Source organism: Lysobacter sp. Root76 (assembly GCF_001428685.1).
In the GTDB taxonomy this organism is placed as follows: domain Bacteria; phylum Pseudomonadota; class Gammaproteobacteria; order Xanthomonadales; family Xanthomonadaceae; genus Lysobacter.
Map to the genome: position 1 here is coordinate 158,411 of NZ_LMIK01000006.1, position 13,355 is coordinate 171,765.

The following is a 13,355-nucleotide window of genomic DNA, read 5'->3' on the forward strand; positions in this document are numbered from 1 at the left end:
GTCGAAGCAGTGCCGGCGCAAGCCAAGCAGCGCTCGCGCCCCCTCACCCCAACCCCTCTCCCGCACGCGGGAGAGGGGCTACACACCGCCAGTGATTCACGCTCAGCAGGAGAGCCGATCCGTGATGACGATTCCCGACCTGCAGCTGGAAACGCCGCGCCTGCTGCTGCGTCCGCCGCAGCTGGACGACTTCGACGCCTGGGCCGGGTTCATGGCCGCCGGCGACTACCTGCGCTACATCGGCGGCCCGCAGGCGCGGCCCTTGGCCTGGCGCGGCATGATGTCGGTGATCGGTTCCTGGGCCGCGGTGGGCTACGGTTTCTTCTCGGTGTTCGAGAAGTCCTCCGGCCGCTGGATCGGCCGCCTCGGTCCCTGGCGGCCGGAAGGCTGGCCGGGCACCGAAGTGGGTTGGGGCATCGTCGAAAGCGAAGGCGGCAAGGGCTATGCGAGCGAAGGCGCGGCAGCAGCCATCGACTGGGCCTTCGACCGGCTCGGCTGGAGCGAAGTGATCCACACCATCGACACCGGCAACCTCGCCTCCAAGGGCGTGGCCGCCAAGCTCGGTTCGCGCTATCTGCGCCAGGACCGCCTGCCCGAACCCTTCAACGACAAGGACATCGAGGTCTGGGGCCAGAGCCGCGAAGAATGGCGCGCGCGCCGCAAGCACGGAGACCGCGCATGATCACCGTCCACGGCTTCTCGCCCTCGGGCAATTGCCACAAGCTCAAGCTGCTGCTGGAGCAGCTCGGCCAGCCCTACCGCTGGGTCGAAGTCGACAGCAGCCGCGGCGAAACCCGCACTCCGCAGTTCCTGGCCCTGAACCCGAACGGCAAAGTGCCGGTGATCGAGCTCGAAGACGGCCGCACCCTCAGCGAATCCAACGCGATCCTGTACTACCTCGCCAACGGCAGCGCCTTCCTCGCCGACGATCGCTGGCAGCGCGCGCAGACCCTGAGCTGGATGAACTTCGAGCAGTACAGCCACGAACCCTATGTCGCGGTCGCGCGTTTCATCGCCGGCTGGACCCCGCTGGATTCGCCGCGCCGCGCCGAGCTGCCGATGCTGCGCGAACGCGGCCATCGCGCGCTGCAGGTGATGGAACGCCATCTGGGCGAACACGACTGGTTCAGCGCCGGCCGCTACGGCATCGCCGACATCGCCTTGTTCGCCTACACCGACGTCGCCGGCCACGGCGGCATCGACCTGACGCCGTACCCGGCGCTGCTGGCCTGGCTGGCGCGCGTGCGCGCGACCCCGGGCTTCGTCGCCTTGCCCGAACCCGACGCCCTGGCGGCGGAGCGGATCGCGCAAACCCCCGTGATTCAGACGGTTTGACCCCCTTTCGACAGGCCGACCCGACACGGGCGGCGGAGCATCCGATGTCAGCGCAACCGCAGTCTTCGATCTTCAGCAGCGTGCCGAACTTCAACCCGGTCGCGAACCCGATTCCCGCGCGCATGAAAGGCCTCAACCGGGCCGAGATCTGCGACGTCAACTTCGTCGAGTTCGTCAAAGGCTGGAGCGGCCGCGCCGACGCGCGCCCGGCCGCGCACGAGGCGATCCTGGACGGCAGCGCGCTCGACGCGCGCGGCTTCCGCGAGCTGTTCGAATCGCAGCTGATCAGCCGCCACCTCGATCTGATGGCGCGCGTGCTGCGGGTCCAGAACAAGGTCTTCTACACCATCGGTTCCAGCGGCCACGAAGGCAACGCGATGGTGGCGCGGCTGACCCGCCACACCGATCCGGCGTTCCTGCACTACCGCAGCGGCGGCTTCATGGCCGAGCGCTTCCGCAAGCTGCCGGGCATGGACCCGGTGATGGATTCGGCGCTGTCGTTCGCCGCCAGCAAGGACGATCCGGCCTCCGGCGGCCGGCACAAGGTCTGGGGCAGCAAGCCTTTGTGGGTGCTGCCGCAGACCTCGACCATCGCCTCGCACCTGCCCAAGGCGCTGGGCACCGCGGTCGCGATCGAAACCGGTCGCCGTCTCGGCCATGCGCTGCCGATCCCCGACGACAGCATCGCGATCTGCTCTTTCGGCGACGCTTCCGCCAACCACGCCACCGCCCAGACCGCGTTCAACGCCGCGGCCTGGACCGCGTACCAGAAGCTGCCGGCGCCGGTGCTGTTCGTGTGCGAGGACAACGGCATCGGCATCTCGGTGAAAACCCCGGGCGGCTGGATCGGCAACCGCTTCCGCAACATGGACGGGCTGGACTATTTCGCCGCCGACGGCCTGGATCTGGCCAACGGCTACGCCGACGTGCAGCGCGCGGTCGAGCATTGCCGGCGCACGCGCCGTCCGACCTTCCTGCACCTGCGCACCACCCGCATCATGGGTCACGCCGGCACCGACTTCGAGATCGAATGGCGTTCGGTCGAGGAGCTCTGCGCGGTCGAGGCCAGCGATCCGCTGCTGCGTTCGGCGGCGATCGCGCTGGAGTCGGGGCTGATGTCCGCCGACGAGGTGCTGGAACTCTACGAAGCCACGCGCAAGCGCTGCTTCGCCGCGGCCGAGGAGGCCGATCGCCGGCCCAAGCTCGACCGGCTCGCCGAAGTGATCGCGCCGCTGGCGCCGTACTCGCCCGAGGCGGTCGCCCGGGAAGCCGCGCGCGCCGACTACGCCGAGCGTCGCCTGGAGGTATTCGGCGGCGCAGCCAAGCTGCCGGAGAACCAGCCGCCGCGGCACCTGGCGATCCAGATCAACAACGCCCTGCACGACATCTTCGCCAAGTACCCCGAGACCTTGCTGTTCGGCGAGGACGTGGCCCAGAAGGGCGGCGTCTACACCGTCACCAAGGGCCTGCAGAAGGCGTTCGGCCCGCGTCGCGTGTTCAATACGCTGCTCGACGAGACCATGATCCTGGGCATGGCCCAGGGTTTCGCCAACGTCGGCCTGCTGCCGATCCCGGAAATCCAGTACCTGGCGTACTTCCACAACGCCTGCGACCAGATCCGCGGCGAAGCGGCCTCGCTGCAGTTCTTCAGCAACAACCAGTACCGCAACCCGATGGTGGTGCGCATCGCCGGCCTGGGGTACCAGCGCGGTTTCGGCGGCCACTTCCACAACGACAACTCGATCACCGCGCTGCGCGACATTCCCTGCCTGGTGGTCGGCTGCCCCTCGCGCGGCGACGACGCCGCGACCATGCTGCGCACCCTGACCGCGCTGGCCAAGGTCGACGGGCGGGTGGCGGTGTTCCTGGAACCGATCGCGCTGTACATGAGCAAGGACCTGTACGAGCCCGGCGACGGCGCCTGGCTGACCTCGTACCCGTCGCCCGACCAGGCCATGACCCTGGGCGAGGGGCGCAGCTACGGCGACGGCGACGATCTGGTGATCTTCAGCTACGGCAACGGCGTGCCGATGAGCCTGCGCGCCGCGCGCGCGATCGAGGCCAAGCACGGCTGGAAGACGCGCGTGGTCGACCTGCGCTGGCTGGTGCCGCTCAACGACGCCTACATCGTCGAGCAGGCGCGCAACGCCAAGCGCATCATCGTCGTCGACGAAGGCAGGCGCAGCGCCGGCGTGGGCGAGGGCGTGATCACCGCGATCGCCGAAGGCGGTTTCGGCGGACGTCCGTTCCAGCGCGTGGTCGGCGTCGACACCTATACCCCGCTGGCCGGTGCCGCGTTCCTGGTGATTCCGGGCGAAGAAGACATCGTCGCCGCGGCGGATGTGCTGGCCGGGAATTCCTGAGCGGCGATGCTTGGGGCTACGGTCGCGTCCGCGACCGCGGCCTCATGCGGGAGCGACGCGGGTCGCGATCGCGCCACCGCGCCACCGCGCCACCGCGCAGGCCGGCGACGCCGTCCAAGCTGACGCGGCTTCCCCTGTGGGAGCGACGTAAGTCGCGATATCTCCACGCCGCGATGATGTAGCTTGCGAGCGAAAAGCATCGCGACTTACGTCGCTCCCACAGAAAGCGCCGCAGCCCGCGTGTGAAGCGGGGCCTTCAGCGCGGCGTAGGGATATCGCGACTTACGTCGCTCCCACAGAAAGCGCCGCAGCCCGCGTGCGAAGCGGGGCCTTCAGCGCGGCGTACGGATATCGCGACTTACGTCGCTCCCACAGAAAGCGTGTCGCAGTCCGCGGGCGGAATAGGGCGCCTCAGCGCGCCAGACCGTCCAGCAGCGCAAGCGGTTCGCAGGGCTGCCCACCGGTAAAGAGCGGGACGTCGGGGGCCTGCAGCGGCATCACCGCCAAGCCTTCGTCGTTCACCGCGCAGATGACCTGTCCCACCGGCGAGACCACGCCGGCTGCACCGGCGGCCGCTGCGCCGGCCGTCACTTCGTCCTGGGCGGCCACGCCCGCGCCGCGCAGCCGCATCAGGCCGCGCTTGGCTTTCCCCAGGAAGTGGGTGCGGGCCACGATCTCCTGGCCCGGATAGCAGCCCTTCTTGACGCTGAAGGCCCCCAGTCGCTCCAGCGACAGCTGCTGCGGCGTCCATTGCTCGACCTGCTCCGGCCCCAGCCGCGGCAGGCCGTGGCGCAGATCGTCCAGGGCCCAGCGCTCGAGCGCCGCCGCGTCCTCGGGCACGCCGTGCGTGGCCACGATGCGCAGGCTGCGTGCGCCGCCGTCGCCGCTCAGGTCCAACTCGATCCCGCTGCCTTCGTCTCCGCCCAGGGCATTGCCGCGGGCCTGGCCCGGGGCCGCGTAGCGCGCTTCCACGGCCAGATCGGAACGTACGGCGACGACGGTTTTGCTTCGGAACAGGTAGCGCTTCAGCGCAGCGGCGATCGTTTCCGGGTCGGCATCGGGCAACAGCAGCCAGATCCGCTCATCGGCCAGACGTAGCAAAGCCATGAGCGCGATCACCCGCCCTTTGGGCGTCAGCCAGCCGCTCCAGTGCCATTGCCCCGGCGCCAAGGCGTTGACATCGTTCATGAACTGCGCCTGCGCGAATACCGCCGCGTCGCGGCCGGAAAGCTCGATCACGCGGTGGCCGGGCAGGGCGAATGCCTGTCCGGACGGAGCCTGCGGGTTGTCATGCATGGGGGCGGGACTTAAGATTTAACGCTGTGATGATAGGCGAAACCACCCCGGAAGCAGCGGCGGACCCCGCGGTCGAGACCCCGGCACCCTCCGTTCCGGCCACCGGCAGCGATGCGCCACCGGGCAAGGAGTACGGTGGGCGCGACGGTCCCGACCCGACCCGCTACGGCGATTGGGAAAAAAACGGCCGCTGCATCGACTTCTAGCTACGCCTCGCCTTCACTGCACCTCACCCATCCTTCCCGCCACGCGGCGCCGCCGCCCAGCCGAGACAGCCATCGCTCATGGCGAACCGCGAACGTCCCTTGTCACCGCATCTGCAGGTCTACGCCTGGCAGATCCAGATGGTGACCTCGATCGTGCACCGGATCACCGGTTGCATCCTTTCCGTCGGCGCCCTGCTGATCGCCTGGGCCCTGGTCGCGCTGGCGGCCGGTCCCGAAGCCTGGGCCCAGTTCACCGCCTGCGCGCGCTCGCCGCTGGGCTTCCTGATCCTGTTCGGCTGGACCTGGGCCTTCGCCTACCACCTGCTCAACGGCATCCGCCACCTGGTCCAGGACGCCGGCTACGCCTACCGCGTCGCGACCTTCGTGCGCAACGGCTGGATCAGCGTGATCGGCAGCCTGGTCGTGACCGCGCTGATCTGGCTGGTCGCGATGATGCAGCGGGGTGGCGCATGAACGCCCGCGGCAAGCTGCGCAACCCGCTCAAGACCGCGCGCGGCCTGGGCTCGGCGAAGGACGGCACCCACCACTTCGTGGTCCAGCGCGTCACCGCGATCGCGCTGATCTTCCTGTCCCTGTACGTGCTCGGCCTGGTGATCTCCTGGATCGGCGGCGATTACGCCGCGGTGCGCGCCTCGGTCGCCCACCCGTGCAACGCCGTGCTGCTGGTGGCGTTCCTGGTCGCGATGTTCTGGCACGCCAAGCTCGGCCTGCAGGTGGTCATCGAGGACTACGTGCATACCCCGTGGCTGGCGATCGCCTCCCAGCTCACCGTCGTTTTCGTCTGCGTCCTCGCTGCGCTCGCTAGCGTGCTCGCCGTTATCCGCATCGCGCTGGGAGCCTGACCGTGGCCGCCGCTTACAAGATCCAGGAACACAAGTTCGACATGATCGTGGTCGGCGCCGGCGGTGCCGGCCTGCGCGCCACCTTCGGTCTGGCCCAGAAGGGCCTGAAGACCGCCTGCATCACCAAGGTCTTCCCGACCCGTTCGCACACCGTCGCCGCCCAGGGCGGCATCTCGGCCGCGCTCGCCAACATGGGCGAGGACGACTGGCGCTACCACTTCTTCGACACCGTCAAGGGTTCGGACTGGCTGGGCGACCAGGACGCGATCGAGTACATGTGCAAAGAGGCCATTCCGGCCATCATCGAACTCGAACACCAGGGCGTGCCGTTCTCGCGCACCGAAGAGGGCAAGATCTACCAGCGCCCGTTCGGCGGCATGACCACCAAGTACGGCGAAGGCCCGCCGGCGCAGCGCACCTGCGCCGCCGCCGACCGCACCGGCCACGCCATCCTGCACACGCTGTACCAGCAGTCGCTGGCGCACGACGCGCAGTTCTTCATCGAGTACTTCGCGCTCGACCTGATCATGGACCCCGACGGCGCCTGCCGCGGCGTGCTCGCCCTGGACATGGCCGAAGGCACGCTGCACCTGTTCCGCGCCCAGGGCACGGTGCTGGCGACCGGCGGCTACGGCCGCGCCTACTTCTCCGCGACCTCGGCCCATACCTGCACCGGCGACGGCGGCGGCATGGCCCTGCGCGCGGGCCTGGGCCTGCAGGACATGGAATTCGTGCAGTTCCACCCGACCGGCATCTACGGCGCCGGCTGCCTGATCACCGAAGGCGTGCGGGGCGAGGGCGGCATCCTGCGCAACAGCAACGGCGAGCGCTTCATGGAGCGCTACGCGCCGAGCGTGAAGGACCTGGCGCCGCGCGACATGGTCAGCCGTTCGATGACCATCGAAATCCGCGAAGGCCGCGGCGTCGGCGAGCACAAGGACCACATCCTGCTCGACCTGACCCACCTCGGCCCGGAAGTCATCCACGAGAAGCTGCCGGGCATCGCCGAATCGGCGCGCATTTTCGCCAACGTCGATGTCGAGAAGGAGCCGATTCCGGTCATCCCGACCGTGCACTACAACATGGGCGGCATCCCGACCAACTACCACGGCGAAGTCGTGCAGTTGAAGAACGGCAACCCCGACTCGGTCGTGCCGGGCCTGTACGCGATCGGCGAAGCGGCCTGCGTGTCGGTGCACGGCGCCAACCGCCTGGGCTCGAACTCGCTGCTGGACCTGGTGGTGTTCGGTCGCGCGGTCGCCAATCGTTGCGCCGAGACCATCACCCCGGACGCGCCCCAGCCGCGACTGGCCGGCGACGCCTGCGACGAAGCGCTGGCGCGCCTGGACAAGCTGCGCAACGCCAACGGCGGCACCTCGACCGCGGTCATCCGCGACCGCATGCAGCGCACCATGCAGGCCGACGCCGCGGTGTTCCGCACCGGCGAGACGCTCAGCGACGGCGTGCGCAAGATCCGCGAGATCCACGCCTCGTTCGCCGACGTCAAGGTCAGCGATCGTTCGCTGATCTGGAACTCGGACCTGATCGAGACCTACGAGCTGTCGAACCTGCTCGGTCAGGCCCTGGCGACCATCGTCTCGGCCGAGAACCGCACCGAATCGCGCGGCGCCCACGCCCGTGAGGACTTCCCGACGCGCAACGACGCCGAGTGGCAGAAGCACACCCTGTGCTATGTCGACGAGAGCGGCAAGACCAGCATCGATTACCGCCCGGTGCACAACTACACGCTCACCGACGACGTCGCCTACGTCCCGCCCAAGGAGCGTAAGTACTGATCGGCCTTCGCGACGCGCGCACCCGCGCGCGTCAGCACCGCAACCGACCCCAGTACCGACGCTAGCCGAGAGATTGCCAGCATGGCCGAATTCGCCCTACCGAAGAACTCGCAGATCCAGAAGGGCCGCCATTGGGCGACGCCGGGCGCCAAGCAGCCGCGCACCTTCAAGGTCTACCGCTGGAACCCCGACGACGGCATGAACCCGCGCGTGGACACCTACGAGGTGGACCTGGCGGCATGCGGCCCGATGGTTCTGGACGCGCTGATCAAGATCAAGAACGAGATCGACCCGACCCTGACCTTCCGCCGCTCCTGCCGCGAAGGCATCTGCGGTTCGTGCGCGATGAACATCGACGGCACCAACACCCTGGCCTGCACCCGCGCGATCGCGGACTGCGGCAAGGCCGAAGTGCCGATCTACCCGCTGCCGCACATGGACGTGGTCAAGGACCTGGTTCCGGACCTGACCCACTTCTACGCCCAGTACGCCTCGATCAAGCCCTGGCTGCGCACCCAGAGCGCGACCCCGTCCGACCGCGAGCGCCTGCAGTCGCCGGAGGACCGCAAGAAGCTCGACGGCCTGTACGAATGCATCCTGTGCGCCTGCTGCTCGACCAGCTGCCCGAGCTACTGGTGGAACGGCGACCGCTACCTCGGCCCGGCGATCCTGCTGCAGGCCTACCGCTGGATCGTCGACTCGCGCGACGAAGACACCGGCGCGCGCTTGGACGACCTCGAAGATCCGTTCAAGCTCTACCGTTGCCACACCATCATGAACTGCGCGCGGACCTGCCCGAAGGGCCTGAACCCGGCGCAGGCGATCGGCGAGATCAAGAAGCTGATGCTGGCGCGCCGCGTCTAAGCAGCAGTCTGCTCACGGAACAGCGGGTCTCCCGCTCACGATGGCTGGCTCCTCCCTCTCCCGCTTGCGGGAGAGGGCAGGGTGAGGCTCCCGCTTGCGGGAGAGGGCAGGGTGAGGCTCCCGCTTGCGGGAGAGGGCAGGGTGAGGGCCGCTCGCCGCCCCCAACCCCGCGATCCGGCTACCATCCGCATCCAGCCCGACACACCCACAGGCGAGCGATGGACCCCAAGCTCCTGTTCCTGCCTGCCGCCGCCATGGCGGCCTTGACCTGCCTGGTCTGGATCCGCCTGTACGTGGTGCGCATCGGCCAGATGCGCCGCGAACGCATCCACCCGCAGGCCGTGGCGACCTCGGCGCAGGCCAGCGCCAAGCTCACCCAGAGCGCAGCCGCCGACAATTTCCGCAACCTGTTCGAACTGCCGGTGCTGTTCTACCTGGCGCTGACCGTGGCCGCCGTAGCCCAACTCGGCGACGCCGTGGTGCTGGCGCTGGCCTGGAGCTTCGTCGCGCTGCGCGTGCTGCACAGCGCGATCCACTGCGGCTACAACCGGGTCATGCACCGCTTTCTCGTCTACATCGCCGGCGCCTGCGTGCTGTGGGCGCTGTGGGGCTACCTCTCCATCGGATTGCTGCGCGCATGAGCCTGGCCGACCGCACCGAACCTCAACCCCGCGCCCACCGTCGCTCCGCACCGGCGCTGGCCGCGCTGCTGCTGGCGGCGGCTCCGGGCCTGCCGCTGCACGCGCAGGCGCCCTCGGCGCCCTCCGCCCAGCACTACGCCGCGGCGCTCGACTACGTGGTCTCCGCGCGCTACGTCGAGTTGCTGGACGGCATCGTCAATCGCTTCGCCGCCGGCGCCAACGTGGCGAGCGACCCGGACGACCTGGCGATGAAGCGTCGCGTCGTGCGCGACATGTCGCGCGAGGTCATGGCCGATTCGCTGGCGCGCTCGCTCGCGGCCGACACCCCGATCGAGGTGTTGCGCGCCGGCGCCGCCTACGCCAGGAGCGAGGCGGGTCGGATCGAGTTCGCCTGCGTGGCGCGCATGGCGGAAGGGCCGGAGGGCTACGATGCCTGCCTCAAGGCCGGCGCCAACGCCGCTCAACTCCAGCGCATCGCGGATCACGCCCAAACCGAATCCGGCCTGCCGCTGATGGCCAAGTTGCTCAAGGGTCAAGCCGTGGTCGCCGCCTTGAACGCCAGCACCGGCGATCTGGTCGAACGCGACGCCGAGATCGCCGCGCAGCTGGCCGGCTACTGCAAGCGCAAGCCGGACGAGGGCATGTGCGGCTATCGCAGCAACGCCGGCGGCCCGGAAGCCGCGGCCGAAGGGAGCACCGATGAGCGACGCTGACGACACCGAGCTGCGCCGCCTGCGCTGGCGCAGCCGCCGCGGCATGCGCGAACTCGACCAGCTGTTCGGCCGTTACCTGGACCGCGCCTGGGCGCAGGATTCCGAAAGCCAGCGCGGCGTTTTCCTACGCCTGCTGGAATGCGAGGACGATAAGCTCTGGCGCTGGTTCATGGGTTACGAGGCCTGTCCCGATGCCGAGCTCGACACGCTCATCCAACGCATCCGCGCCATGCCGGCTTGAGTGGCGCCCCTCGCGCCGGCTCGCTGCCGCGCTGGTCCTGATCGGCGCGCTCGCCGCCTGGGCGACGCTCGCCAGCGAACTGCCGCTGCCGCTGGCCGTGCCCATCGCCGCGGTCGCGCTGAGCTACGGCGCCTGGCTGGCGCGCCGGGAACTGCGCAGCCGGCCGCAATGGATGGTCGTCGCCGCCGATGCGGTCCGGCTGGACGGGGTCGCCCTGGACCAGGCGACCCTGGAATGGCGCGGGCCGCTGGCCCTGCTGCGCTATCGCGACGGCGACGGCCGCCCTCGGCAGCGGATCTGGTGGCCCGATACCCTGGACGCCGCCGGTCGTCGTGAACTGCGGCTGGCTTGGCCGGTCCAAGCGCCTACGCCCGACTCGCGTTCAATGGCACCATAGCCGGATATGTTCAAACCCATTCCTGTCGCCATCGGCCTGCGCTACCTGCGCGCCAAGCGCCGCAACGGCTTCATCTCCTTCATCTCGCTGGCCTCGATCGCGGGCATCGCCCTGGGCGTGACCGCGCTGATCACCACCCTGGCGGTGATGAGCGGCTTCCAGCGCGAAATCCGCGACCGCATGCTGCAGATGGCCGCGCACGCCACCGTCAGCGCCTACGGCGAACCGCTCACCGACTGGCAGCGCGCCGTCGACGCGGCCATCGCCGACAAGCGCGTGGCCGGCGCCGCGCCCTACATCGAGAAGGAAACCCTGCTGTCCGGCGCGCGCAATCAGCCGGCCCTGGTGCGCGGCGTGCTGCCCGACCAGGAAAGCAAGGTCTCGGTGCTGGCCAGCAAGAAGATCATGAAGCAGGGCAGCCTGGAGTCGCTGACCCCGGGCAGCTACAACATCGTCCTGGGCAAGGAACTGGCGATGTGGCTGGGCGTCGGCGTCGGCGACAGCGTGGTCATGATGACCTCCGACTTCCGCAGCACTCCGATGGGCGCGCTGCCCCAGCTCAAGCGCTTCACCGTCAGCGGCATCTTCGAGGCCGGCTACAACGAATTCGACAAGGGCCTGGCCGTCGTCAACCTGCACGACATCCAGCGCGTGCTGCGCATGGGCGACGGCGTCACCGGCGTGCGCCTGAAACTGCACGACATGGACCTGGCCTGGGACGTCGCCCGCGATCTGGCGCTGCGCCTGGGCGGGCCCTACAACGTCAGCGACTGGACCAGCGACAACGCCAACATGTTCCGCGCCCTGAAGATGGAAAAGACCATCATGGCGATCCTGCTGTCGCTGATCATCGCGATGGGCGCGTTCAACCTGGTGTCCTCGCAGGTGATGCTGGTCACCGACAAGCAGGCCGACATCGCGATCCTGCGCACCCTCGGCCTGACGCCGCGCGGGGTGATGCAGGTGTTCGTGGTCCAGGGCACTCTGATCGGCGTGATCGGCACCGTGCTGGGCGTGATCGGCGGCATCGTGCTGACGCTCAACCTGGAACACATCCTCAAAGCCATCGAGAACGTGCTGGGCGTGCAATTGCTGCCCGAGGACGTGTACTACATCACCGGTTTGCCCACCGATCTACAGAGCAGCGACGTGGTCGCGATCGCGGCGGTGGCGCTGGCGATGGCCTTCCTGGCCACCATCTATCCCGCCTGGCGCGCCGCGCGTACGGCCCCGGCCGAGGCGCTGCGCTATGAGTAACCCGCAAGCCATGCCCGCCGACGACGCGGTGATCCGCTGCACCGGCCTGGCCATGACCTATGCCGAGGGCAAGCTGGTCACGCCGGTGTTCGACGGCCTGGACCTGGCCGTGGAGCGCGGCGAAACCGTCGCCATCCTGGGCGCGTCCGGCGCCGGCAAGAGCACGCTGCTGCACCTGCTGGGCGGGCTCGACACGCCGACCGCAGGCGAGGTCTTCGTCGCCGGCCAGCGCATGAACGCCTTGTCCGACGCCGCTCGCGGCGCGCTGCGCAACCGCGCGCTCGGCTTCGTCTACCAGTTCCATCACCTGTTGCCCGAGTTCACCGCGCTGGAGAACGTGATGCTGCCGGTGTTGCTCGCCGGCGCCGCGGTGCCCGACGCCAGCCAGCGCGCAAAGGCGCTGCTGGAATCGGTCGGCCTGGGCCATCGCCTCGTGCACAAGCCCGGCGAACTCTCCGGCGGCGAACGTCAGCGCGCCGCCGTCGCCCGCGCCCTGGTCAACAAGCCCGCCTGCGTGCTCGGCGACGAACCGACCGGCAACCTCGACGAGAAGACCGCCGCGACCGTGTTCGAGCTGATGCTGGCCCTGAACCGCGAACAAGGCACCAGCCTGGTCCTGGTCACCCACGACCGCCGCCTCGCGCGGCGCCTGGACCGCGTCATGGAACTGCACGAAGGCAAGCTGCGGGAGCTGGCGGCCAGCGAGGTCTGAATCGGTGCAGCCGTCCCGCGCCGGCGCGACGCCGGAGCGGGGACCGCAAGGCTCAGGTGTCCTTGCTGCGGCCCGACGACAGCAGGCCCGCCAGTCCGCCCACCGAGGCCGAACCGATCGCCACCAGGCCCTGCGGCGCGTGGGCGCCGATGCAGGCGATCACGACCAGTCCGATGATGGTCAGCACCGTCATCCCGCCCAGGAAGTAGATCGCCAGGCGATAGGTCCAGCGGTCCGAGGCGCCGGGATTATTCTTCCTCAGTTCGTCGATCAAGGCGCACTTTTGCTGGTGATCGAGCGCCTCGTTGGCCAGCACCCGGTCCATCAGGTCGTACAGCGTCTTTGCCCCATCCGTTGCCTGCATAACTCCCCCTGTGATCGGTTGCGAGCGGATCCGCCGTCGGGCGAATCCGATTCCGCGACATAAGCGGTTGAACTAGCCCCAAGGCCGCCCCCGAGTCCGGACCGCCAGCCGAACTGCCCGGATCATAAACCTGGGGCCGGCGCTGCTCGCCAGCCGGGAATCGGAATTTTCCTACGCGAGCGGAGGTGCCTTCGCCGATACCGCGGCCCGGCGGCCACGCCTAGTCTCGTTACCGAGTCTCGACGGAGCGGCGGCGAATGGAAGCGAATAGGGCAGTGGGTTGGGCTGCGCAGGCCGCGAGGTCGGA

At 69.0% G+C, this 13,355-nt stretch carries 16 protein-coding genes; 14 read left to right on the forward strand and 2 right to left on the reverse strand.

Annotated features, from left to right (window positions below; genetic code table 11):
- Positions 1–124: 124 nt before the first annotated feature.
- The 3 genes from ASE10_RS20235 to ASE10_RS12690 all read left to right on the forward strand — a co-directional run bounded on the left by ASE10_RS20235 (position 125) and on the right by ASE10_RS12690 (position 3,698).
- Positions 125–682: a GNAT family N-acetyltransferase gene (locus tag ASE10_RS20235; protein ID WP_055906280.1), complete on the forward strand. Its 558-nt coding sequence runs from the start codon at positions 125–127 to the stop codon at positions 680–682.
- Positions 679–1,335 carry a glutathione S-transferase family protein gene (locus ASE10_RS20240; RefSeq protein WP_162250174.1) on the forward strand — a complete coding sequence of 219 codons (657 nt, stop codon included), beginning with the start codon at positions 679–681 and terminating at the stop codon, positions 1,333–1,335. Before ASE10_RS20235 ends, ASE10_RS20240 begins: the two co-directional genes overlap by 4 nt.
- Positions 1,336–1,457: 122 nt before the next feature.
- Positions 1,458–3,698 (forward strand): thiamine pyrophosphate-dependent enzyme, encoded by a 2,241-nt coding sequence (locus ASE10_RS12690; RefSeq protein WP_056305627.1) that lies wholly within the window; start codon positions 1,458–1,460, stop codon positions 3,696–3,698.
- A gap of 411 nt (positions 3,699–4,109) precedes the next feature.
- On the opposite strand, the gene ASE10_RS12695 is transcribed toward ASE10_RS12690, so the two are convergent.
- Positions 4,110–4,994 carry a folate-binding protein YgfZ gene (locus ASE10_RS12695; protein ID WP_056305341.1) on the reverse strand — a complete coding sequence of 295 codons (885 nt, stop codon included), beginning with the start codon at positions 4,992–4,994 and terminating at the stop codon, positions 4,110–4,112.
- A 29-nt stretch (positions 4,995–5,023) separates the two neighbouring features.
- On the opposite strand from ASE10_RS12695, the gene ASE10_RS21105 reads away from it, so the two are divergent.
- From ASE10_RS21105 to lolD, 11 genes are all read left to right on the forward strand, one after another.
- Positions 5,024–5,200 carry a succinate dehydrogenase assembly factor 4 gene (locus ASE10_RS21105; RefSeq protein ID WP_082559813.1) on the forward strand — a complete coding sequence of 59 codons (177 nt, stop codon included), beginning with the start codon at positions 5,024–5,026 and terminating at the stop codon, positions 5,198–5,200.
- A 78-nt stretch (positions 5,201–5,278) separates the two neighbouring features.
- Entirely contained in the window at positions 5,279–5,674 is a 396-nt protein-coding gene (gene sdhC, locus ASE10_RS12700; protein ID WP_055906290.1) for a succinate dehydrogenase, cytochrome b556 subunit, read from the forward strand.
- Positions 5,671–6,063: a succinate dehydrogenase, hydrophobic membrane anchor protein gene (sdhD, locus tag ASE10_RS12705; protein WP_055906293.1), complete on the forward strand. Its 393-nt coding sequence runs from the start codon at positions 5,671–5,673 to the stop codon at positions 6,061–6,063. Before sdhC ends, sdhD begins: the two co-directional genes overlap by 4 nt.
- Positions 6,064–6,104: 41 nt before the next feature.
- A complete protein-coding gene (sdhA, locus tag ASE10_RS12710) occupies positions 6,105–7,859 on the forward strand; it encodes a succinate dehydrogenase flavoprotein subunit (RefSeq protein WP_055907113.1) in 1,755 nt (584 codons plus the stop codon).
- Positions 7,860–7,940: 81 nt separating this feature from the next.
- Entirely contained in the window at positions 7,941–8,723 is a 783-nt protein-coding gene (locus tag ASE10_RS12715) for a succinate dehydrogenase iron-sulfur subunit (protein WP_055906296.1), read from the forward strand.
- Between the two features lie 218 nt (positions 8,724–8,941).
- Positions 8,942–9,364 carry an MAPEG family protein gene (locus tag ASE10_RS12720; protein WP_055906299.1) on the forward strand — a complete coding sequence of 141 codons (423 nt, stop codon included), beginning with the start codon at positions 8,942–8,944 and terminating at the stop codon, positions 9,362–9,364.
- Positions 9,361–10,077, forward strand: a complete 717-nt coding sequence (locus ASE10_RS12725) for a hypothetical protein (RefSeq protein ID WP_055906302.1) — start codon at positions 9,361–9,363, stop codon at positions 10,075–10,077. Before ASE10_RS12720 ends, ASE10_RS12725 begins: the two co-directional genes overlap by 4 nt.
- Positions 10,064–10,318, forward strand: a complete 255-nt coding sequence (locus ASE10_RS12730; protein ID WP_055906305.1) for a succinate dehydrogenase assembly factor 2 — start codon at positions 10,064–10,066, stop codon at positions 10,316–10,318. Before ASE10_RS12725 ends, ASE10_RS12730 begins: the two co-directional genes overlap by 14 nt.
- Positions 10,269–10,715, forward strand: a complete 447-nt coding sequence (locus tag ASE10_RS12735) for a hypothetical protein (RefSeq protein WP_055906308.1) — start codon at positions 10,269–10,271, stop codon at positions 10,713–10,715. The genes ASE10_RS12730 and ASE10_RS12735 overlap by 50 nt, the downstream gene beginning before the upstream one ends.
- Positions 10,716–10,721: 6 nt before the next feature.
- Positions 10,722–11,972, forward strand: coding sequence for a lipoprotein-releasing ABC transporter permease subunit (locus ASE10_RS12740; protein WP_055906311.1), 1,251 nt, complete (start codon positions 10,722–10,724; stop codon positions 11,970–11,972).
- 10 nt (positions 11,973–11,982) lie between these two features.
- Complete coding sequence (gene lolD / locus ASE10_RS12745) at positions 11,983–12,684, forward strand: lipoprotein-releasing ABC transporter ATP-binding protein LolD (protein WP_156087799.1); 702 nt, start codon at positions 11,983–11,985, stop codon at positions 12,682–12,684.
- Between the two features lie 52 nt (positions 12,685–12,736).
- Here the strand turns inward: lolD and ASE10_RS12750 are convergent, their stop codons facing one another.
- The gene (locus ASE10_RS12750; protein ID WP_055906317.1) at positions 12,737–13,048 is read right to left on the reverse strand and encodes a hypothetical protein; all 312 of its coding nucleotides are present in this window, start codon (positions 13,046–13,048) and stop codon (positions 12,737–12,739) included.
- Positions 13,049–13,355: the final 307 nt, after the last annotated feature.

What these genes read in the sequence shown, in the direction of transcription:
- ASE10_RS20235 (WP_055906280.1), top strand. Translation starts at nt 125, where the DNA reads ATGACGATTCCCGACCTGCAGCTGGAAACGCCGCGCCTGCTGCTGCGT.
- ASE10_RS20240 (WP_162250174.1), top strand. Translation starts at nt 679, where the DNA reads ATGATCACCGTCCACGGCTTCTCGCCCTCGGGCAATTGCCACAAGCTC.
- ASE10_RS12690 (WP_056305627.1), top strand. Translation starts at nt 1,458, where the DNA reads ATGAAAGGCCTCAACCGGGCCGAGATCTGCGACGTCAACTTCGTCGAG.
- ASE10_RS12695 (WP_056305341.1), bottom strand. Translation starts at nt 4,994, where the DNA reads ATGCATGACAACCCGCAGGCTCCGTCCGGACAGGCATTCGCCCTGCCC.
- ASE10_RS21105 (WP_082559813.1), top strand. Translation starts at nt 5,024, where the DNA reads ATGATAGGCGAAACCACCCCGGAAGCAGCGGCGGACCCCGCGGTCGAG.
- sdhC (WP_055906290.1), top strand. Translation starts at nt 5,279, where the DNA reads ATGGCGAACCGCGAACGTCCCTTGTCACCGCATCTGCAGGTCTACGCC.
- sdhD (WP_055906293.1), top strand. Translation starts at nt 5,671, where the DNA reads ATGAACGCCCGCGGCAAGCTGCGCAACCCGCTCAAGACCGCGCGCGGC.
- sdhA (WP_055907113.1), top strand. Translation starts at nt 6,105, where the DNA reads ATGATCGTGGTCGGCGCCGGCGGTGCCGGCCTGCGCGCCACCTTCGGT.
- ASE10_RS12715 (WP_055906296.1), top strand. Translation starts at nt 7,941, where the DNA reads ATGGCCGAATTCGCCCTACCGAAGAACTCGCAGATCCAGAAGGGCCGC.
- ASE10_RS12720 (WP_055906299.1), top strand. Translation starts at nt 8,942, where the DNA reads ATGGACCCCAAGCTCCTGTTCCTGCCTGCCGCCGCCATGGCGGCCTTG.
- ASE10_RS12725 (WP_055906302.1), top strand. Translation starts at nt 9,361, where the DNA reads ATGAGCCTGGCCGACCGCACCGAACCTCAACCCCGCGCCCACCGTCGC.
- ASE10_RS12730 (WP_055906305.1), top strand. Translation starts at nt 10,064, where the DNA reads ATGAGCGACGCTGACGACACCGAGCTGCGCCGCCTGCGCTGGCGCAGC.
- ASE10_RS12735 (WP_055906308.1), top strand. Translation starts at nt 10,269, where the DNA reads ATGCCGAGCTCGACACGCTCATCCAACGCATCCGCGCCATGCCGGCTT.
- ASE10_RS12740 (WP_055906311.1), top strand. Translation starts at nt 10,722, where the DNA reads ATGTTCAAACCCATTCCTGTCGCCATCGGCCTGCGCTACCTGCGCGCC.
- lolD (WP_156087799.1), top strand. Translation starts at nt 11,983, where the DNA reads ATGCCCGCCGACGACGCGGTGATCCGCTGCACCGGCCTGGCCATGACC.
- ASE10_RS12750 (WP_055906317.1), bottom strand. Translation starts at nt 13,048, where the DNA reads ATGCAGGCAACGGATGGGGCAAAGACGCTGTACGACCTGATGGACCGG.